Annotated in this window: 13 protein-coding genes; 2 read left to right on the top strand and 11 right to left on the bottom strand. The window is 68.2% G+C overall.

What is annotated here, in order from left to right; all coding sequences use genetic code 11:
- Nucleotides 1-60: 60 nt before the first annotated feature.
- The 11 genes from OEJ36_RS17385 to tagH all read right to left on the bottom strand — a co-directional run bounded on the left by OEJ36_RS17385 (nucleotide 61) and on the right by tagH (nucleotide 16,707).
- A complete protein-coding gene (locus OEJ36_RS17385; protein ID WP_263402571.1) occupies nucleotides 61-1,758 on the bottom strand; it encodes a formylglycine-generating enzyme family protein in 1,698 nt (565 codons plus the stop codon).
- Nucleotides 1,751-2,953: an FtsX-like permease family protein gene (locus tag OEJ36_RS17380; RefSeq protein ID WP_263402570.1), complete on the bottom strand. Its 1,203-nt coding sequence runs from the start codon at nucleotides 2,951-2,953 to the stop codon at nucleotides 1,751-1,753. The genes OEJ36_RS17385 and OEJ36_RS17380 overlap by 8 nt, the downstream gene beginning before the upstream one ends.
- A complete protein-coding gene (locus OEJ36_RS17375; RefSeq protein WP_184490496.1) occupies nucleotides 2,953-3,669 on the bottom strand; it encodes an ABC transporter ATP-binding protein in 717 nt (238 codons plus the stop codon). Before OEJ36_RS17375 ends, OEJ36_RS17380 begins: the two co-directional genes overlap by 1 nt.
- Nucleotides 3,669-6,809, bottom strand: coding sequence for a serine/threonine-protein kinase (locus OEJ36_RS17370; protein WP_263402569.1), 3,141 nt, complete (start codon nucleotides 6,807-6,809; stop codon nucleotides 3,669-3,671). The genes OEJ36_RS17375 and OEJ36_RS17370 overlap by 1 nt, the downstream gene beginning before the upstream one ends.
- A 19-nt stretch (nucleotides 6,810-6,828) precedes the next feature.
- Nucleotides 6,829-7,557, bottom strand: coding sequence for a PP2C family protein-serine/threonine phosphatase (locus tag OEJ36_RS17365; protein WP_021217498.1), 729 nt, complete (start codon nucleotides 7,555-7,557; stop codon nucleotides 6,829-6,831).
- The gene (tagF, locus tag OEJ36_RS17360) at nucleotides 7,557-8,252 is read right to left on the bottom strand and encodes a type VI secretion system-associated protein TagF (RefSeq protein ID WP_043247245.1); all 696 of its coding nucleotides are present in this window, start codon (nucleotides 8,250-8,252) and stop codon (nucleotides 7,557-7,559) included. Before tagF ends, OEJ36_RS17365 begins: the two co-directional genes overlap by 1 nt.
- Complete coding sequence (gene tssM / locus OEJ36_RS17355) at nucleotides 8,249-11,764, bottom strand: type VI secretion system membrane subunit TssM (protein ID WP_263402568.1); 3,516 nt, start codon at nucleotides 11,762-11,764, stop codon at nucleotides 8,249-8,251. The genes tagF and tssM overlap by 4 nt, the downstream gene beginning before the upstream one ends.
- A complete protein-coding gene (locus OEJ36_RS17350) occupies nucleotides 11,761-13,125 on the bottom strand; it encodes a DotU family type VI secretion system protein (RefSeq protein ID WP_263402567.1) in 1,365 nt (454 codons plus the stop codon). The genes tssM and OEJ36_RS17350 overlap by 4 nt, the downstream gene beginning before the upstream one ends.
- Before the next feature lie 6 nt (nucleotides 13,126-13,131).
- A complete protein-coding gene (gene tssK, locus OEJ36_RS17345) occupies nucleotides 13,132-14,466 on the bottom strand; it encodes a type VI secretion system baseplate subunit TssK (RefSeq protein WP_263402566.1) in 1,335 nt (444 codons plus the stop codon).
- A gap of 17 nt (nucleotides 14,467-14,483) precedes the next feature.
- Nucleotides 14,484-14,963 carry a type VI secretion system lipoprotein TssJ gene (gene tssJ / locus OEJ36_RS17340; protein WP_031287028.1) on the bottom strand — a complete coding sequence of 160 codons (480 nt, stop codon included), beginning with the start codon at nucleotides 14,961-14,963 and terminating at the stop codon, nucleotides 14,484-14,486.
- 70 nt (nucleotides 14,964-15,033) lie between these two features.
- Nucleotides 15,034-16,707 carry a type VI secretion system-associated FHA domain protein TagH gene (gene tagH, locus OEJ36_RS17335; RefSeq protein WP_263402565.1) on the bottom strand — a complete coding sequence of 558 codons (1,674 nt, stop codon included), beginning with the start codon at nucleotides 16,705-16,707 and terminating at the stop codon, nucleotides 15,034-15,036.
- 402 nt (nucleotides 16,708-17,109) lie between these two features.
- On the opposite strand from tagH, the gene tssA reads away from it, so the two are divergent.
- Together tssA and tssB are read left to right on the top strand one after the other, a co-directional pair.
- A complete protein-coding gene (gene tssA, locus OEJ36_RS17330) occupies nucleotides 17,110-18,144 on the top strand; it encodes a type VI secretion system protein TssA (RefSeq protein ID WP_263402564.1) in 1,035 nt (344 codons plus the stop codon).
- Between the two features lie 93 nt (nucleotides 18,145-18,237).
- A complete protein-coding gene (gene tssB / locus OEJ36_RS17325; RefSeq protein WP_021217506.1) occupies nucleotides 18,238-18,753 on the top strand; it encodes a type VI secretion system contractile sheath small subunit in 516 nt (171 codons plus the stop codon).
- Nucleotides 18,754-18,758: the final 5 nt, after the last annotated feature.

Raw genomic sequence — 18,758 nt, 5'->3', positions numbered from 1 at the left:
CTTGCCAATCCATTAAGGCTTCACGGAAGCCACCTAAAACGCCGTCCTTGTAGCGTGGCCTCAGGGGCCGAGCAGTTCTTTCAGAATCGCTTCCGGGTCCGCCCTGCGCTGCTGACGATACTCGCCCACATGCTTGACGAAAAGCGTGGCGCGCGTCACGAGACTCTTGCCCAGCACCGGGTTGCGATTGAGTTCTTCTTTGGTCCGCTGGAACTGCGCCTGGATCACCGCATCGGTATAGCGAGTACCGGTCGCCAGGTTGTCAATATAGATCGCCACGGCGCCGTCGAGTGCCGTTTTACCGTTGGCCATCGCACTCTCGTAAAGCTTGACCGAGGCTTCGTCCTTGGCGGTCTTCGCCTGGTCACGGCTCTTCTTCAGGTTGGTCAGGCGGATGTTGTAGTTGTTGATGGTCTCGGCCACCAGTGCAGCGGACTGGATCAGGTTGCCCGCCGCCTCTTCACGCTGCTTGGCGATCAGCGAAATGTTGCGCTTGAGCTCCTCGTTGACCAGCGCCAGGCGCCCCTGCAACTCGGTGTCGGTGCTGCCGGCGATGATGCTGTCGAGCAACTGAGTCGGGTCCTGGTCATCGGCGATCTCATCGGTGAGCGAGGAGGCGCGGCCTTCGGCCTTCCACTGCTCGAACAGGTCCTTGTAGCGCGAGCGCGGCGCCGACAGCGCGCCGATGGCGACACGGAAGCCGGTGGTCTCGTTCTGCTGCTCGGTGCCGTCGGCGGCGAACAGCGGGTACTCGCGACGCATGCCGGTGAACAGGGTCATCTCCCCTTCCAGGTAGTTGCCGCCCTTAACCACGAATCCGCCATAGGTGCCCTGGCGACGCCCGGCGTGCACCAGCTGGAAGGATTCCTGGACCATCTCGGCGGCGTTGCCGATGACGTCGAACAGGCCGATGGGGTTGGGCTTCTTCAGGCCGATGGGCAGCAGGCGCGCGGCCTGGCCGGTGCCACCGGCGACCTGGTTGTACACCGCCCAGTCGCCCAGCGGGCCGTCACCCTCGGCGCCTTCCTGCTTGCGCGGGAACAGCCGTGCTTCCAGCTCCTGGCGGCTCACCGCATGGGCGCCACGGGCGGCGAACTCCCATTCCACTTCGGTGGGCAGGCGCACGAAACCGACGCCGCCGTCCTCGGCCTTGCTGCCACGCCCGCTGATGGGCAGCAGGTCGCGGTGGTTCTTCAACAGCCAGGCGCTGTACACCGCGCCGAAGCGCTCGGCCTCGAAGCGCGACAGCTTGACCTTGGGCAGGCGCGAAGCCATGCCAGCCGGTGCCGGCTCGCAGGCCGGCGCCTCGCCCTGACCGGCCAGGGAGGCCGCCTGGGCCATCACCAGGTCGTACTGGCGCTGGGTCACTTCGTACTTGCCGACGAAGTACAGCATCGGCTTCAGTGGCGTGCCCTTCTCCGGCTTCGGCAGGCTGCCGCCGAGCTTGGCCTGCCAGTCCTTGGACAGGTCGGACAGGGTGAACTGGCCGTTGATGTAGTCGCGGCGATAACCGGAGATGAACGACTGCTGGTAGCCGGTCTCACTCTCGCTGAAGGGGTAGCCGAGGCTCACTTCGCGGTCGTCCAGGGTGCCCTTGGCCAGCACGTAGACGTAGCGGAAGACCATCTCGCCGTCGCAGGGCAGCGGCAGGCTGACGTCGTCCGGCAGCGGCTTGGGGTTGTACAGCGGGTCCGGGTCGGCGTGCGCCGAGGCCACCGCCAGGGACAGTGAGAATGCGACTGTCAGCAACTTAAACATCACGTAATCCTTCCGAAGCTTCGATTCGGGCCGCACGCCAGCCACCGGTGGCCGCAGCCAATGCGCTGCAGGCCAGGGTCGCCAGCAACGCCAGCAGGTAATGGGAGAACAGCAGACGGCAGGCGTATTCGCCCGCCGCCGACTGGAACAATTGGTTGAGCCCGGTCTCGGCGGCGAGGTACAGCACGCCCGCCAGGGCCAGGCTGAAGGTGCCGGTGTAGAGCGCCTGCAGCACCACGAAGCCGACCAGTGCGGCGGTAGAGAAGCCCAGCAAACGCAGCACCGAAAGTTCGCGGCGCTTGCGCTCCACCGCCGCCAGGGTACTGGCGGCCATGGCGGCGAAGGCGCCGGCCAGGGCCAGCCCGGCGATGATCCAGAACACCAGGGTGAGGTTGCGGCTCAATGAACGCACCTGGGCGATGGCTTCGGCCTGGGTGGCGACTTCCTGGTCGTGTTCGGCGAAGTGCAGGCGCAGGGTCTCCACGGCATCGAGGTCGCGGGCATAGAGGCGGAAGCCGGGGTAGACCCGCGCCCGTGTGCCGGCGGCTTCGCGGCCCGGCCAGCCAAAGCGCTCCACGGCCAGGCCGTCGCGGTAGTCCTCCACCGCTTCCAGCAGGTCCAGGCGGGCGAACAGGGCCTGGCGCTGGAAGACCTCCAGGGGCAGCACCGCCTTCACCTTCACGCGGGTGCGCTGGTATTCGGGCGTGCCGGAAACCGAGCGGCCGAAGGCGGCGGTGAGCTCGTCGCCCACCTTCACGCCCAGGCGCTCGGCGGCGCGCTGGCTGAGCACCACCTCGCCGCTGCCCCGGGGCAGCTGCTCGGCCGGCACCAGGGGGTCGCCCTCGGCGGTGGGCACCATCTCCACGGTCAGTGGCTGGCTGCCGCCGTCGGCGTGCAGGTCCACGGTGGCGGCGATCTGCCGGGTACGCGGCACCACGAAGGCCACTTCGGGGCGCGCGGCCAGCTCGGCGATGCTGTCCAGGTTGTAGCGGGCACCGCCCAGGGGGATCACCTCGCGCACGGCGGGGTCGCGCTCCAGGCGCTCGGTCAGGGTGCTGACCAGGCCGTGCTTGAGGCCGAAGAGCACCAGCAGCGGTGCAACCACGGCCACCAGCGCGAGCACCGCACAGGCCGAGAGCCGCGCCTCGTTGCGGTAGTCGTGCCAGGCCAGCGTGGCGAGCAGCCCCTTGCGCATCAGCCGGCCTCCGCCAGGGTGGCGGTGACGCCGCCGTCGACGCCGCGTTGCAGTGCCAGGGGCAAGGGGGTGAGGCCGGCGCGGGCGGCCAGGGCCTGGTCGTGGGTCGCCACCACCAGGCACAGGTCATGGGCGCGGGCCTGTTCCACCAGCAGCTGCATCACCCGCTCGGCGTTGATCGGGTCGAGGGACGCAGTGGGCTCGTCGGCCAGCAGCAGGCGCGGGCGGTGGGCCAGGGCGCGGGCGATGCCGACGCGCTGGCGTTGCCCCACCGAGAGCGCCGACGGGCGTTTGCCGAGCTGGTCGGCGATTTCCAGGTGGGTCGCCAGGTGGCGCACCGTGTCATCGTCGGGCATGCCCAGCAGTGCGCGGGACAGGCCGATGTTGCCGGCCACATCGAGATAACCCAGCAGGCCACCGGTCTGCAGCACATAGCCGATGCCACGGCCGCGCAGGGCCGCCAGTTCGTCGTTGCGACCCTGCCGCCAGAGCGCGGTAACATCGCGCACGCGGCCGTCCAGCTCGCACTCCATCACCCCGCCGGCATCCGGCGAGAGGATCAGTGCGAGCAGGTCCAGCACCGTGCTCTTGCCACTGCCGCTGGGGCCGACCAGGGCCAGGCGTTGCCCGGCGCGCAGGTCCAGCCTGGGGATTTCCAGGCTGTAGCGCTGGGCGCCCTGCCCCCGCGTCTTGCGCAGGTCGCGAAGCCTGAGCATCAGGGCAGCGTCGACAGCGGCACGCGGTAGAGGGCGTCACCGGGCGCCGCGTCGCCGAAGCGCACCCAGTTGGCGGTGTCGTTGTGGAAGGTTTCGTAGAGGCGGATCTTCGAGTCCAGCTCGTCGATGAAGTCCTCCTGCTCGGCCACCGACAGCGACAGCCACAGGTCCTGGTTCATGTTCAGCGACTTGCTGCGGTACGGCAGCCCTTCCAGGTACTCGCCGAGGATGCCGCTCTCCGCCAGGTTGCTGCCACGGGCCAGCTTCGAGGGGTCGCGGGCCATGTGGGCACTGGCACTGGCGATCTCCTGGAAGAAGTCCTTGGGCGAGCTCTGGGTGCGACGCGCGGCGTCCACTATCACCTTCAGCGACTGTTGCAGGTCGTTGAGCTGCAGCTTGGTCAGCAGCACGCAGACCTGGAAGGCCGGCAGCTGCGGGTTGGTCAGGTCGCGGTCGGAGGTCCAGGCGGTCACCAGCTGCGGTGCACGGGCCTGGGACTTGTGGCCGAGGAAGTCCATGTGCATCGCATAGCCGATGGCGGCGGACTTGGCGGCGATGCTGTTGCCCGCCGCCGGCGCCTGCAGGGGCGCGTCGCTGCGCACCTGGTGCACCAGGTCGGCGAAGACGTTGCCGATCTCGCCAATGCTGTCGCCGAACTTCTTCACGTCGCCGCCGGCGACCGGGATGTACAGGTCACCGATCTGCGGGTTGGCGTCGGCGGTGAGGCTGCGGTACTGCTGCTCGGCGAAGCCGTGGTTCTTCTTGCCGGCATCGGTCTTCAGGTGCAGGGCGTAGATCTTGATCTGCTTGCGCAGCGCCGCCTCGCGGACCTCGGCCTCGTTCATCTGGGTACGGCCCAGCGGGTCGTTCTTGCGCAGGGCGCCGGCATCGCTGACCAGCAGGATCAGGCGCCCGCCGTAGCCGCTCCAGTCCATGCCGTCGACCGCTTCCATGACGCCGGCGAAGGCGTCCTCGTTGAAGTCGTGGCTGGACACGTTGGTGGCCTTGACCTGCTGCGCCAGTTGCAGGAACTGGTCCGGATTGCGCCCCTCGTCCAGGCTCACCAGGGTCTTGGCGGTGTACTCCAGGCCCGGCGTCTTGTCGGTGTTGCTGCGGAAACCGACCATGCCGAAGCTGACGCTGTCCAGCTCGCCACGGGCGGCGATCTGGTTGTGCAGCTCGTGCACCACGTCGCGCACGCGGTCGATGTACGGCTGCATGGACACCGAGGTGTCCACCACCAGCACGATGGCGGTGCGGAAGGCGTCGGTCTTCGCCGCCGGGACATTGCCCTCGCCCCTGATCTGCGGCGTATCGCCCGGGTCGATGGAGGCGACGTTGAGCAGCTGCACCGGCTGGCCGCTGGCGTCGAAGCTCTCGCGGGAATCGAAGATCGGCAGCAGGTAGAACTGGTCCTGGGGAATAGCACTGGCGGCCGGTTCGATGGCGACGATCTCGGGGTCGCTGCTGTCGCCGAACTGGGCCTGGTGCACGGCGTTGCGCGCCTTGTTGGAGTCGGCGAGGAACAGCTCGACCTGGTCCGGGTCACGCAGGAACATCACCGGCGAGCGGCCGGAACGTTCGGTGAACTTCAGCACCAGGCTCTGCTTCCAGTCGCTGAGCTTGTCCAGGGGCAGCCAGCCATCGCGGTGGCCATCGCTGGAGGCGCCCACTTCCACCCAGGGCGTACCGCCCACGACCTTGCGCGCGTACACGTAGAACACCGAGAACGCCGGCACCGGCGCGCCATCAGCCTGGGCGCCGGCGGCGCTGGCAAAGCGCGCACCGGGCTTGCTCAGCACGCGTTCGAAGAGGGTTTTCTTGCCGGCCATGATCAACGGCCGGCTGCCGCCGTCCTGGTTGCCCACGGGCTTGGCGTCGGCGCTGGAACCGCTGTCTGCCGGCTTGTCGCCTTCGCCGCCGGTGGTGTCGGTGGCACCGCCATCGACCTGGCCACCGTCGACCTGGGTGGTGTCGGGCTTGGCTGGCGACTGGTTCAGCCACCAGTAGGCACCGCCGCCGATACCGGCGAGGCCGAGCACGGCCAGGCCGGCGGCGGCGATCAGCGGTGCGCGGTTGGGGCCACTGGACGGCTGGGCGGCAGCGGCGCTGAGTTCGGTGTCCAGCACCGAGGCGCGCTTGCCCTTCTTGGGCGGCGTGACCGGGGGTGTCGCCGGTGGCGGCACCTGTGTCGGCGGCGCGGGGGCGTCCAGGGGCGGCATGGTCACCGAGACCGGGGTCAGCCCGGTCATGCCGCTGCCGGTCTGCGCGGCGGGCGGCGTCGGCGGCAGGCCGAGGGGGCGGAACTGGGTGGCGCCGTCGTCGTCCGCCGGGGCCGCTGCGGGCAGGGCCGGCAGGCGGTCGAGGGCGGCGATCAGCGCGGCGGCGTCCGGGTAGCGGTCCTTGGGGTCCTTGGCCAGCAGGCGGGTGAGGATCTCCTGGTAGCGGCCCTGGCTGATGGGCAGCTCCGGCAGCGGCTCGGTGAGGTGCGCCAGGGCGGTGGACAGCGAGTCCGAGCCGACATAGGGCAGCTTGCCGGTGAGGATTTCATAGAGCACCACGCCCAGGGCGTAGAGGTCGGCGCGGCCGTCGATCTCCAGGCCGCGCGCCTGCTCGGGGCTCATGTAGCTGGGGGTGCCGACGGCGAAGCCGGCCTGGGTGAACTGGGTGCGGTCGTCCAGCGCCTTGGCGATGCCGAAGTCCGAGAGCACCGCGCCGCCGTCGGCGCGGAACAGGATGTTGGCCGGCTTGACGTCACGGTGCACCAGGCCCTGGGCGTGGGCGTAGCCCAGCGCCGAGGCGATCTGGCGCAGCCAGACCAGGCCCTGCTCGGGGCTGAGGCCGGCGTTGATGCGCTCCTTCAGCGTGCCGTTGGGCAGGTACTCCATGGCCATGTAGTACAGGCTGCCGACGTTGCCGATGTCGTGGATGGTGACGGTGTGCGGATGCGACAGCCGCGCCAGGGTCTTGCCCTCGCGCAGGAAGCGTTCGCAGAAGCTGGCGTCGGCGGCGAGCGCCGCGGCCATCACCTTCAGCGCGACCTTGCGCTCCAGCGAACGCTGGGTGGCCAGGTAGACCACGGCCATCGCGCCGTCGCCCAGCTCGCGCTCGATTTCATACCCCGGAATTTCTATGTCCATGCTGGTCTTTTTTTCTTTTTCAGGATGCTTTGACGACTACCGCCGTGATGTTGTCCGGCGCGCCCCGGGTCAAGCCCAGATGCACCAGGCTGCGAACCACCTGATAGGGGTCCTCGTGGCCCAGCACTTCACACAGTTCGTGGTCTTCGGCGGTCTTGTTCAGACCGTCGCTGCACAGCAGGAAGCTGTCGCCGGGCAGCACCACGAACCTCGTTTCTTCCACGTCCAGGTCATCCTGGACCCCTACCGCACGGGTGACGATGTTGGCCATGGGATGCACCTTGGCCTCGGCCTCGCTGAGCAGGTGGCTGTCCACCAGTTCCTGCACGTAGCTGTGGTCGCGGCTGATGGGTTCCAGCTTGCCCTCGCGCAGGCGATAAAGGCGGCTGTCACCGGCCCACAGGCAGGTCCCCTCGCTGCCCCGCGCAGCCAGCAGCACCACCGTGCTGCCCATGGTGCTCACCCCGCGATGCTGGGTCTCCGCACGGACCAGGGTGTTGACGTGTATCAGCGCCGCGCGCAAGGCGTCGACATAGGCATCGAGCCCGTCGCCGTATTGCACGCCGCGAAGGGTATCGACGATCAGGTTGCTGACGTAGTCACCGGCGGCGTGGCCGCCCATGCCGTCGGCGACCACCCAGAGGCCGTTGTCGCCGGCATCCAGGCAGGCGTCTTCATTGACCTGGCGGACCATGCCGACGTGGCTGTGGCTGGCCGAGCGGTATTGCGCAACCGGAGGCAGTGGCATCACAGGCTCCCGAAATCGATCTGCCCGATGCCGGCGGGCTGCTCTACGGCGCCCTCGCCCACCAGGAAGCGGCTGAAATACCGCGTCGGCGGCAAGCCCTGGAATCTCACCAGCTCGGCCGCGACACGCTCTGAACCATGCCCCCACCAGAAACTGCAGCCGTCGCTGGCGATCTGCGCCAGTACCGCCTGTCGCGACTCGCCGCCCTGCACCGCGTAACGCAACGCCCCCACCTCGCTGAGCCGCGCGTCATGGCGCGTGGTCACCAGCGGCGAGCCGAGCCCCTGCACCCCGGCTTCGAAGGCGTCGAAATCCGCCTCCGGCTCCAGGGTGGACAGCAGCAAGGCTTCGGCACGGTCGAACCAGTCATCGGCACCGCCGACGATGGCACCGAGGTTGGTGCGCTCGTCCAGCAGCACGGCGATGGCCAGCGGGAAGTAGCGGCCGACCCGGTCGATGCTGGGCATCACCACGCCGACCACGGCGTCACCGCCTAGCAGGTTGGGCGCGATCGCGAACCGCCACAGCGGGCTGACCAGGTAAGCATCCAGCCAGGCAGCGCCCAGCTCGGCCTGGCTCTGCGCCATGCCGGCGGCCAGCCATTGGTCCCAGGCCTCGATGAAGGCCGGTGGCAGGCCGCGATGGATGAAGTCGCCGCGGCCGGCGAGCTTGCCGTAGAAGCCCGCCGTCGTCATAGGCGCTCCGGCAGGCCGAAGCCGCTGACCACACGGCTGCGGAACGGGTTGAAGGCACTGCTGGCGCGCAGCTCGCTGGAGATGCTGGCGTTGTCCACGCGCATGCGCAGGGTGAAGCGGTCCGGCGCGTTGCCTTGGGTCAGGTCCGACTGGTCGAGCAGGCGGAACCAGGCCCAGGGGCCTTCCATGGTGATGGCCGAACGGCCGCTGGAGGATGGCGGCGAGATGGTCAGGCGCACCACGCCCAGGCTGTTGGGGCTCGGCCACTGCATGGCCACCGGCCGGCTGGGGCCGTGGTCATAGCTGAACTGCTGGCCGTCCAGGTCGAGCTGGAACTGGTCGATGGCGGCATCCATGGCCACCGCCTTCAGCTCGAAGCGCACCATGGGCGTGGTGTTGCCGGAGCGGAAGAAGGCGTCGCGGATCTGCGCGGCACGCTGGAAGGTGCCCAGCACGCCGGAGCCGATGCCGAGCTTCTCCGCCGCGCCCGGCTGCCAGCGCCAGGTGGTGGCGGAGGTGTCGACGTAGGGCTGCAGGTACTTGCGGAAGTAGCTGTCCATCACCCCGCCGACGCCGAAGAAGGCGCCGAAGTCGTCCAGGGTGGCGTCGCGGGTGCTGTTGCGATCCAGCGGGTAGCGGCCGGCCAGGGACTGGCGGTAGACGTTGACCACTTCGGCCGTCCAGGCGGCGTTCAACTGGTTGCGGATGCCGCCCATCATGGTGCTGGTGGTGGCACTGACCACGGACTTGACCAGCCCCTGGACCAGCGGCGGCTGGCGCTCGGCACCGAGGCTGACGCGCTGGGCAGCGGCCTGGGCCTGGTTCTTCGCTTCACCCAGCAGGGCGTCGCCGCTGGCACCGCTCATGGCGCTGATCTGCACGTAGAGGGCGTTCATGTCCGCCAGCAGGCCGTCGATGGCCGCCGGTTCGTTGTCGTTCTTGGCCACCAGGCTGTTGAGCTCGGCGAAGTGCGAAGTGATCGGGTCCTCGCTCGGCGCCTGCTGCTCCTGCGGGGCGTCGCCACCCTGCCCCACCAGGGAGCCGAGGCGATCCTTGAGCTTGCCGACGGTGTCGCTGGTGCCCTTGAGCTTCTCGGCGGCCAGGCGCTCTTCCTTCTGCAGGTCGGTTTCCTTGGCCACCGCTTCGAGCAGCTTCTTCAGCGGCGACTGCGGGCCGGAGAGCACGCGCAGCACGTCGGCGGCCTGGGCGGTGCTGGTGATGGCGACGAAGTCGATATCGGCCAGCAGCGCATCCCACTGGCGCAGGTAGTCCTGGAAGTACAGCTGGCGCACTTCCAGGGCCAGGCTGGCGGCGTCCTGGGTGTCGTCCATGGTGCGGCCGAGTACCCACTGCTCCTCGGCCAGGGTGCCGGACTGGCTCAGGCTGGAGACCATGAACACTTCGCGGTAGCCACGCTGGGTGAAGAAGCCCGACAGCGGGTCGTTGAGCGGCTTGCCGCTCTTGCGCGAGAACACCAGGGCGGCGTCGCGGCCGGCGGCTTCGCTGATGCGGAAGTCCGGCAGGCCCTGGGGCAGCTTCTGGCGTTTGACGCGGTCGTACACGCGCTGGGCGATGGACAGCTGCTGCAGCTGGCGACGGGTGTCCTGCACCAGGTTGTCGTCCAGGCGCACCGCTGGCGGCGCACGGTCGTAGAGCGCGGCCAGGTGCTCGTTGAGCGCCTGGCGCTGTTCGGGCACCAGGTCGCGCGGCAGGCTGCGGTCCCAGTCCAGCGCCACCCAGGCCTTGATGAAGTCGCCGTCGTAGTGTTCCGGGTCGGCGAGCATCAGGTAGGCCTTCAGGCCCTCGTAGAGGAAGTCCGAGGAGCCGCCGCCACGCAGTTGCTCTTCGACCCGCGCCATGACCCGTGGCGCCATCACCGCGATCAGCAGCTTGCGGTACACGCTGGCGCCTTCGGCACCGAGCATGTCGCCCTGGTAGAGGCCGTAGCCTTCCGCCCAGCTCGGCGCATCGCCGGACACATTGCGGATGGCGTTGAGCAGCGGCAGCACCGCAAGCACGTCGCGTTGTGCCGGGCTCAGGCCCTGCAGTTCACCGTGCAGCGGCTTGACCCGGCCGTCGACGGCGGCGATGTAGCTGCGGTTGGCACTGAAGCTGGCGAACCAGATGGCGGCGATGCCCAGGACCAGGATCGCCGTCGCGGCGAGCACGCCACGGGCCATCCATTTGCGCTGGCGCTCGACCTTGGGGTTGGCCCCCACCAGGCCGCGCTCGCCGAAGGCCACTTCGCGGAACAGGCGCTCGATGAAGTAGCTGCGCCCGGTGCCGGTCTGGCGGGCCAGGTGCTGGCGGTCGAGGTTCATGCTCTGCGCCATGGCGCCGATCAGGCGGTCGATGGGGCTGCCTTCCTGGGTGCCGCTGGTGAAGTAGACGCCACGCAGCAGCGCGCGCTCTTCATAGGGGTTGGGCTTGAACACGCCGTCGAGGAAGGTGGACAGCGCATCGCGCAGGGCCGCGAACTGCTGCGGGAAGCCGTAGATCAGGTCGCGCCGCGCGGGGTCGCGTTCCTGCTGCAGGCGTTCCACCAGGCGGTCGTTGAGGCGCTGTTCGAGCAGGGCGAACTCGTTGCCGAACACCGACAGCGGGCCCTCGGCGCTCTTGCCGTCGTCGAGGGCGAAGGTCATGCCCCAGACCTGGGCGCGGTCTTCCTTGCTCAGGGAATCGAAGAACTCCATGAAGCCCGGCACCAGGTCGAGCTTGGTGAGCATTACGTAGATGGGGAAGCGCACGCCGAGCTGGGCATAGAGCTCCTGCACCCGGGCGCGGATGGCGCGGGCGTGGGCGGCACGCTCGGTTTCGCTGCCCAGCAGCAGGTCGGACAGGCTGATGGCCACGAAGGCACCGTCAATGGGGCGGCGCTTGCGCTGGTTCTTCAGCAGGTCGAGGAAGCCCAGCCAGGCAGCCTTGTCCACCTGGGCGTGGCTGTCCTGGGTGGTGTAGCGGCCGGCGGTGTCGAGCAGCACGGCTTCGTCGGTGAACCACCAGTCGCAGTTGCGGGTGCCGCCGACGCCACGGATGGCGCCGCTGCCCATCTGCTCGGCAAGGGGGAAGTTGAGGCCGGAGTTGACCAGCGCGGTGGTCTTGCCCGAACCCGGCGGGCCGATGATCACGTACCAGGGCAGCTCATAGAGGTTGCGCCGCTCACTGCCGCCGAGCTTGGCGCGCTTGAGCAGGACCAGGGCTTCGTCCATGCGCTGCTTGAGGGTGGCCAGCTCTTCGCTGGTGGCGACGCTGGCGGCATCCGGTGCCACGGCGACCAGGCCCTGCATCACCTTGGCGGCGTTGCGGCGCGCCTGGATGATGCGCAGCACGCACCAGCCGATCCACACCGCGAACAGCAGGCCGATGAGCACCCAGCGCACGGTGGCCGAAGCCAGGGGCTCGACGTCGCCGATGGCGATCAGCGGGCCGACGAACCAGATCACCAGGCTGAGGGCGATCAGGCCCAGCACCGGTATCACCCAGCGGGCGAGGAAACTGAAAAACGCCTTCACTCGACGCCCTCCGCAAAGACTGTGATCTCCACCCGACGGTTGCGCGAACGGCCGTCGGCGGTGTCATTGGATGCGACCGGCTCGGTGTCGCTGCGACCCTCGGCGCGGAAGCGCTCGGGCTGGCCGCTCTTGGCCGCGAGCACGTCCATCACCTGCTGGGCGCGGTCCTGGGACAGCTTCCAGTTGGACGGGTAGCGCAGCGTGGCGATGGGCCGGTTGTCGCTGTGGCCGGTGACCAGCACATTGCCCTTCACCTTGCGGATCGCCTCGGCGATGCGCAGCAGCAGCGGCTGGAAGTCATCGGAAATGGTGGCGCTGCCGGAGGCGAACAGCTGGTCGCCGCGGATGGTCACCACCGAGCGGTCGACGGCGTCTTCCACCGCGACCTTCTGCTGGCGGATCTCCTCGGCGAGGAAGCCGGCCAGGCGCGGGCGCTCGACGATCTTCGGCTGTTGCGGCGGGCGGTCGATGGTCTGCACCGGGACGTCACCCAGGGCATGCAGGTTCTTGAACACCGGTTCGGCCTCGGCGGCCAGCTTCAGGCGCATGCCGAACAGCAGCGCCAGGAGCAGCGCGGCACCGATGGCCACGGCCACCCAGGGCGGCAGGAACTGGCGCAGGCGATCACGCGCCACCACCAGGCCGCGCCAGTGCGGCGACAGCTCGCGCTCGATCTCGCCGTGGGTGCTGCGGATGGTGCCGGCCACGCGCTCGCGCAAGGCGTCGAGCTGGCTGCGGCCATCGTTCATCACCCGGTAGCGGCCTTCGAAACCAAGGCTGATGCACAGGTACAGGAGCTCCAGCAGGTTGAGGCGCTGGCGCGGGTTCTGCAGGCAATGGTCGAGCAGCTGGAAGACCTTCTCGCCACCCCAGGCTTCGTTGTGCAGGGTGATCAGCAGGCTCTGCTTGCTCCAGTCGCTGCCGCTGCCCCAGGGGGTGCTGAGCACGGCTTCGTCCAGCGCGGTGCAGAGCACGTAGCGGCTGAGCATCACCTCGTCCTGGGCGATGCCGGCGGCACGGGCCTTCTCTTCGAACTGGCGCAGGTAGCCCAGCAGTTGCGCGCGCAGGCTGGCGGGCATCGGGTGGGCGATGGTGTTGCGCAGGCGGGTGAGCAAGGCCAGCATCGGCCCGGCGGCGGCTTCCAGGGGGTTGAGGCCCTGGCCGCGCGCGGTGAGCATCGGGCCGGTGGGCGCCGGACCGGCAGGCGGCGGCGTGGGCGCGTCGTAGCGCGGCGCGGCCGGGTCCGGGGCGCGGCCACCGGGGCGCGGCATGATCATGGTGCGGTCGTTGTTGCCGTTACCGTTGCCGCCGCTGCCACCACCGGCGGGCGGCCCGCCGAAGGGATCGTCGATTGGATGCATCGCGAATTAACTCCGGATGGCCCAGAAGGCCAGGTTCAGGCCAGGGAACTGGCCAGCGATGTGGAAGGCGAAGCCGCCGGAATGCACCAGTTGCTTCCAGTGGTCGCTGCCGCGGTCGAGTTCGAAGTAGGTGCTGCCCGCGTGGTACGGGATCTGCCGTGGCGCCACCGGCATCGGCAGCAGCGCGATACCCGGCAGCTGCAGGTTGACCAGGTCGCGGATGTGCTCCACGGAGCCGATCTTGGCCTGCTGCGGGAAGCGCGAACGCAGCGACTCGCCGGGCACATCGGCACGCACCACGAGGATGAACGCCGAGTTGTCCAGCAGGCTCTTGTCCGCGAGCATCGCCACGTGCACGCCGTAGGCTTTCTCGATGATGGGGATGGGCACCGCGCGGCTGTCGATGACCATCGACAGCGCCTGGCGCAGGGCGAGCATCACCGGGGCGAAGGTGGTGGCCAGGTCGTCGTGCTCATAGGCCGGGAATTCCGCCGGGCGACGGCCGCTGGCGGAGAAGGTGGAGAACTCGCCGGCCAGGCTCACCGCCTCGCGGTAGAACCACTCCGGGTGCAACGGGGTGATGTTGGCCAGGTGCGAGACCAGGGGCTCGGCACGGTTGACCAGTTGCAGCAGGAGGAAGTCGGCGATCTCCGAGGCGCCACCGGCGCCGGAGGCGACCACGCGGCCGGCCAGGGCCTCGCCGCGTTGGTGCAACAGGCCCAGCAGTTCGCTGCGGAAGGCCGCCAGGGGTTGCGAGGCGGTCACATCCAGCAGCGGCGGAATGTAGCTTTCGTCCAGCGCCAGGGAGCGGTCGGCACGCTTTTCCACCACCCGCACCACGCCGACGGCGGCGTATTCGCCGAGGCCGTCACGGGCGGTGAGCAGGCGCAGGGCGCGGCCACCGATGGACACGGGGGCGCGGCTTTCGAAGGGGGCGTTGTCGTCGCGTACTTCGCGCACGCTGCTCTGGTAGCGAGCGCCGCCGAGGGCCTCGCCCTCCTCCACCGTGTCGCGGGCACCGGCGCGCTTGAGCGGCAAGGCCAGGTAGATGATGCCGTCACGCAGGCTGTCCTCGACGTCCAGCGGCACCGGGGCCACGTCGTCGCCGGGGATGTCGAAGGGGGTGCCGTCGGGCAGCACGCCACGGGCCGAGACGATGGCCAGCTTGCCCTGGGTGAGCAGCGCCTCGTCGATCTTCAGCTCGGAGAAACCCCAGCCGCCGGCTTGCAGCGCTCGGCAGCGGCCTTCCACCAGGGACTCCAGGTAGCGGTCGTGCTGCTGGAAATGCTGCGGACGCAGGAACATCCCCTCAGACCAGACCACTCGGTTGTTCCAGGACATGGACGAACTCTCCGTTTCTATTTGGCCGGCTCGGCGATGGGAGCCGGCGAGACGCTGATGGCGTGGGCGCCGAATTTCACGCTGTAGGCGCTGGTCTGGTTCAGGGGCACGGTGATCACGTCACGCCAGACCGCGCTGTCGAGCTCGCGGTAGCCGACGACGATGCCGAACTGGCGGGTGGCGTCGTCCAGCTTGCGCTCCTGCATCTGCTTGTCGCCGGGCTTGACCAGCAACTCGTCCTGGGCGACCAGGTCGGTGGACAGGGTGGCCTGCGACTGCTCCACCAGGGAGAAGTAATCGGCACGGTTGAAGGCGGTGGCGCTCTTGAGCTCGAACACCCGCACGCGCACGGGTGCGCCCTGCCCGCCCGGACCCGGGTTGACGTCGCTGGAGGCTTCGATATGCAGCTGCACCACGGTGGGCGGTGGTGGCGGCGGTGGCTCGGAAGCACATGCGCCCAGAAGCGCTACTACGGCTACCAGTAGAATCCTTGGCATTTCGATTCGTCCTCAATGACTGCTGTTGATCCGCGGGGCCGACTGCCTGGCACCCAAGGGGTTGCGGGGGTCAATGCCCGCGAAGTCTGGCGCTGTGCTCCTCGTAGGCGCGGCTGAATTCGCGCCCGAAAAGGTCCTGGAAATCGTCTTCGGCCTCCCGCGAGATGCTCGCGTAGAGGTCGGTGAACAGCTCCCAGTATTGCGACTGCCGGGAACCCGGCAGCAAGGCCGAAAGCCCCGAGGGCTTGTTCAGCCGCGCTTCCAGCACCGAGGGCTCGAAGCGTTTGAGAATGTGCTTGATGGCCGCCTGCACGCCGGCCATCACTGCCAGTTGGTGGGCCTTGAGGTCGTCGAAGCTTTCGCCCACGGCCTGGTCCGGCGGCATGAACGCGGCGTTGCCGTGGCGCAGCAGGAGCAACAGGGCCTCGTCGACGTTGGGGGCGAATTTGAGCGGGTTGTTCTCCACCGGTCGGATCATGGTCTGCGCCATGCGGAACTCGCCCTTGAGGCTGGAGCGCGCACGCAGCACATCCACCAGCCCTTCCACCATCAGACGATAGCTGCGGCCGATGGCTTCCATCTGCGCAGCAGCTTCGGCGCGATCGATGCGCAGCTGGCCAAGACCGGCGCCGCGCAGGAAGGCATCCATCAGCGCACCGTCGTCGCCGCTCGGTGCATGTGCATGGGCCGGCGCCTGAGTGGCCGGGGCGGACACCGCAGCGGCGTGGGTGGCCTGGGCAGTGGGCGTCAGCGCGGGCGGTGCGGGCGTGGCAACGGCAGGCGCCGGGATCGCCGCTGGCGCCATTTCGATGGCGGGCGGCATCGGCGCGATGGTCTGCTGGGCGATGGGCTGCGGATCGGGGATGGGCGTCGGGATCGAAGTGGCGGCGGAGTCGTGGCCAAGCGGCGGATTGCTGAAGAAGTCCGCCGGCAGCTCGACGGCTACCGGTGCCGGCTCCAGCGGTGCCGCCGCCGTGGGCATCGGCACCGGAACGGCCGGCGCGTGCTGGGGCGCGGGGCTGGTAAGGCCGAGGTCGGCGAAGGGGTCCCAGTCGGCGGGGATCGCCGGTGCGGCGCCTGCAGGCTCGGCGAATGCGGCAGGTGCACTCACGGGCGGCGCTGGCGTCGGCTCGAAACTGGGGATCGGCGTCGGCGGGCGGAAGTCATGGCGCTCGGCGGGCACGTGATCGGGAATCGACGGTGCCGCAGCCGGTGGCGGATTGAGGAAGTCGAACAGGTCGGGCTTGGTGTCCAGCGGCGAACCGCCACCCTGGATGTGGGCCATGGAAGCCGGCGGCGGCGCCATCGGCTCGGGAATGGAGGGCATGGAGGTCTGCCGGCTCATCAGCGCATCGAAGCTGCTGAAGGGGTCGCCTCCCCCGCTCATCGGCGCGGCGCTGGCGGGCTGCATGTTCATGCTCATGCCCTGCACCTGGACGAGGATCTCGTACTCGCCGAGCTTGAGGATTTCGCCATCCAGCAGCGGCTCGCTGTTACCGCGACGCAGGCGCACGCCCGACTGCGCGAGCATCACGCCGTTGGTGCTGGTGTCGGTCAGGTAGTAGGTGCCGTCGCGGAACTGGATGGTGCAATGCTGGCTGGAAACGAGGCGCTCGGGATCCGGCAACACCCAATCATTATCGGCACTGCGGCCAATCCTCAGCTCACCACGATCAAGCTCCACCTCGGGACGTTGTCCGGGCGTCAGCTTGTGATAACTGGTGATGGTCAAACGCAGTGGCATTGCGACTCCTTGCACTTCTCACTGTGGACGCGAGCACCGAGTCCCTTCGATGCCGTGCAACTTCGATCCGGTCCCTGTTCTGCACGTGGCCCTTTGCCATACACCCATCGTATAGACGAACGGAAAATATGCATGGCTTTAGCCGAAATATCTTAGATCGAAAAAAGACAAAAATGACAGCTGAAAGAGGCTAGCGTGGACTGGTGCACATCTGTCGTTTGTGCTCTGGGATTGTCTTGACAAGGGCGAAATACGACCCCAAGAATGGAAAAGAGTTGCAGCGGGTGAAGCCATGAAATTGGCGTCATCGGAACGTTGATCCAAAGGACTGTGATCAGGCCGTACGTTCACTCTGAATACAGCTTGCCCTCCCCCTGAGGCCTGACAAGGAGAACACCCACCGTGGTGGATGTGTCGCGTTTGCTATCCCCTGTTTCCGCTGATTCGCCTTGCGGCGACGACCTCGAATACGACGCTGCGTATCTCGAACTGGAACGTATTGCCCAAGGGCAACCCGAGCGCCAGATGGGCGACTCCGTACTCCCCGCCGAGCCCCCTGTCTGGCGTGATGTCCGCGAGCTTTCCAGTGAGCTGCTGCAACGCAGCAAAGACCTGCGCATCGCCAACTATTTCCTGCAGAGCACCCTCGCCCTCGAAGGGCTGCCGGGTCTCGCCCAGGGTCTGATCCTGGTGCGCGAGCTGCTGACCCAATACTGGGACGGCCTGTACCCGCAGCTCGACGCCGACGATGACAACGACCCCACCTTCCGCATCAACGCCCTCACCGGGCTGGCGGCGGAACCGGTGATCCAGCTGCTGCGCGAAAGCAGCCTGACCAGCTCGCGGGCCTTTGGCTCGGTGAGCCTGCGTGCCGCCCTCAACGCCCTCGACCTGCAGCGTTTCCCCAGTGAAACGCTGACCCCCGAGCAGCTGCAGGGCGCCTTCCGCGACAGCGATGAAGCGCTGCTCGCCAGCACCCGCAACGCCCTGACCGATGCCCAGTCCGCGCTGGCCACCATCGAGTCGACCCTTTCCGATCGCGTGGGCTCGGCCCAGAGCGCCGACCTCGGTGCCCTCAAGCAGTTGCTGCGCCACGCCCTGCAGATCCACAAGGACCAGGCCCCCGGCGACGACGCCGTAGCCGACGAGCCGGCGGCAGGTGACGACACCGCCACCGACGCCGGCAGCAGCGGTAGCGCACCGAGCGCCCGTGCCACGCCGCGCATCTCCGGCGAGGTGACCAACCGCGACGACGTGCTCAAGACCCTGGACCGCATCCTCGAGTACTACGCGCGCCAGGAGCCATCGAGCCCGGTGCCGATCCTGCTCAAGCGTGCGAAGACCCTGGTCACGGCGGACTTCGCGGCGATCGTGCGCAACCTGATCCCGGATGGAATGTCGCAGTTCGAGAATTTGCGGGGCCCCGAGTCCGAATAGTGCAGGGCACGTTCGAAGCGGGTTCACGCATCCGTTACCGGCTAGCTGCCGATGACGCCAATACAGCCGCACAGGCAGCGAAGGAGGAGCACCATGGGTAGCACCAGCAGTCAGAAATTCATCGCACGCAACCGCGCGCCCCGCGTCCAGATCGAGTACGACGTGGAACTCTACGGCGCCGAGAAGAAGGTGCAGTTGCCCTTCGTCATGGGCGTCATGGCCGACCTCGCCGGCAAACCGGCCGAACCCCTGGCCGCCGTCGCGGACCGCAAGTTCCTGGAGATCGACGTCGACAACTTCGACTCGCGCCTCAAGGCCATGAAGCCGCGCGTCGCCTTCAACGTGCCCAACGCCCTGACCGGCGACGGCAACCTGTCCCTGGACATCACCTTCGAGAGCATGGACGACTTCAGCCCTGCCGCCGTGGCGCGCAAGGTCGACTCGCTGAACCAGCTGCTCGAAGCCCGCACCCAGCTCGCCAACCTGTTGACCTACATGGACGGCAAGACCGGCGCTGAAGAGCTGATCATGAAAGCGATCAAGGACCCGGCCCTGCTGCAGGCCCTGGCCAGCGCGCCGAAGCCGCAAGACAACGAGCCGCAAGCTTAAGAGGA

This window comes from Pseudomonas sp. PDM13, assembly GCF_025685765.1.
GTDB lineage: Bacteria > Pseudomonadota > Gammaproteobacteria > Pseudomonadales > Pseudomonadaceae > Metapseudomonas > Metapseudomonas solani.
The sequence above is the reverse complement of the archived record's forward strand: the minus strand, read 5'-3'. Positions and strand labels throughout refer to the sequence as shown.

Bases quoted from the DNA above. Each gene is read 5' to 3' on its own strand.
- OEJ36_RS17365 (WP_021217498.1), bottom strand. From the start codon at position 7,557: ATGCCACTGCCTCCGGTTGCGCAATACCGCTCGGCCAGCCACAGCCAC.
- tagF (WP_043247245.1), bottom strand. From the start codon at position 8,252: ATGACGACGGCGGGCTTCTACGGCAAGCTCGCCGGCCGCGGCGACTTC.
- tssK (WP_263402566.1), bottom strand. From the start codon at position 14,466: ATGTCCTGGAACAACCGAGTGGTCTGGTCTGAGGGGATGTTCCTGCGT.
- OEJ36_RS17350 (WP_263402567.1), bottom strand. From the start codon at position 13,125: ATGCATCCAATCGACGATCCCTTCGGCGGGCCGCCCGCCGGTGGTGGC.
- tssB (WP_021217506.1), top strand. From the start codon at position 18,238: ATGGGTAGCACCAGCAGTCAGAAATTCATCGCACGCAACCGCGCGCCC.
- tagH (WP_263402565.1), bottom strand. From the start codon at position 16,707: ATGCCACTGCGTTTGACCATCACCAGTTATCACAAGCTGACGCCCGGA.
- OEJ36_RS17380 (WP_263402570.1), bottom strand. From the start codon at position 2,953: ATGCGCAAGGGGCTGCTCGCCACGCTGGCCTGGCACGACTACCGCAAC.
- OEJ36_RS17370 (WP_263402569.1), bottom strand. From the start codon at position 6,809: ATGGACATAGAAATTCCGGGGTATGAAATCGAGCGCGAGCTGGGCGAC.
- OEJ36_RS17375 (WP_184490496.1), bottom strand. From the start codon at position 3,669: ATGCTCAGGCTTCGCGACCTGCGCAAGACGCGGGGGCAGGGCGCCCAG.
- OEJ36_RS17385 (WP_263402571.1), bottom strand. From the start codon at position 1,758: ATGTTTAAGTTGCTGACAGTCGCATTCTCACTGTCCCTGGCGGTGGCC.
- tssJ (WP_031287028.1), bottom strand. From the start codon at position 14,963: ATGCCAAGGATTCTACTGGTAGCCGTAGTAGCGCTTCTGGGCGCATGT.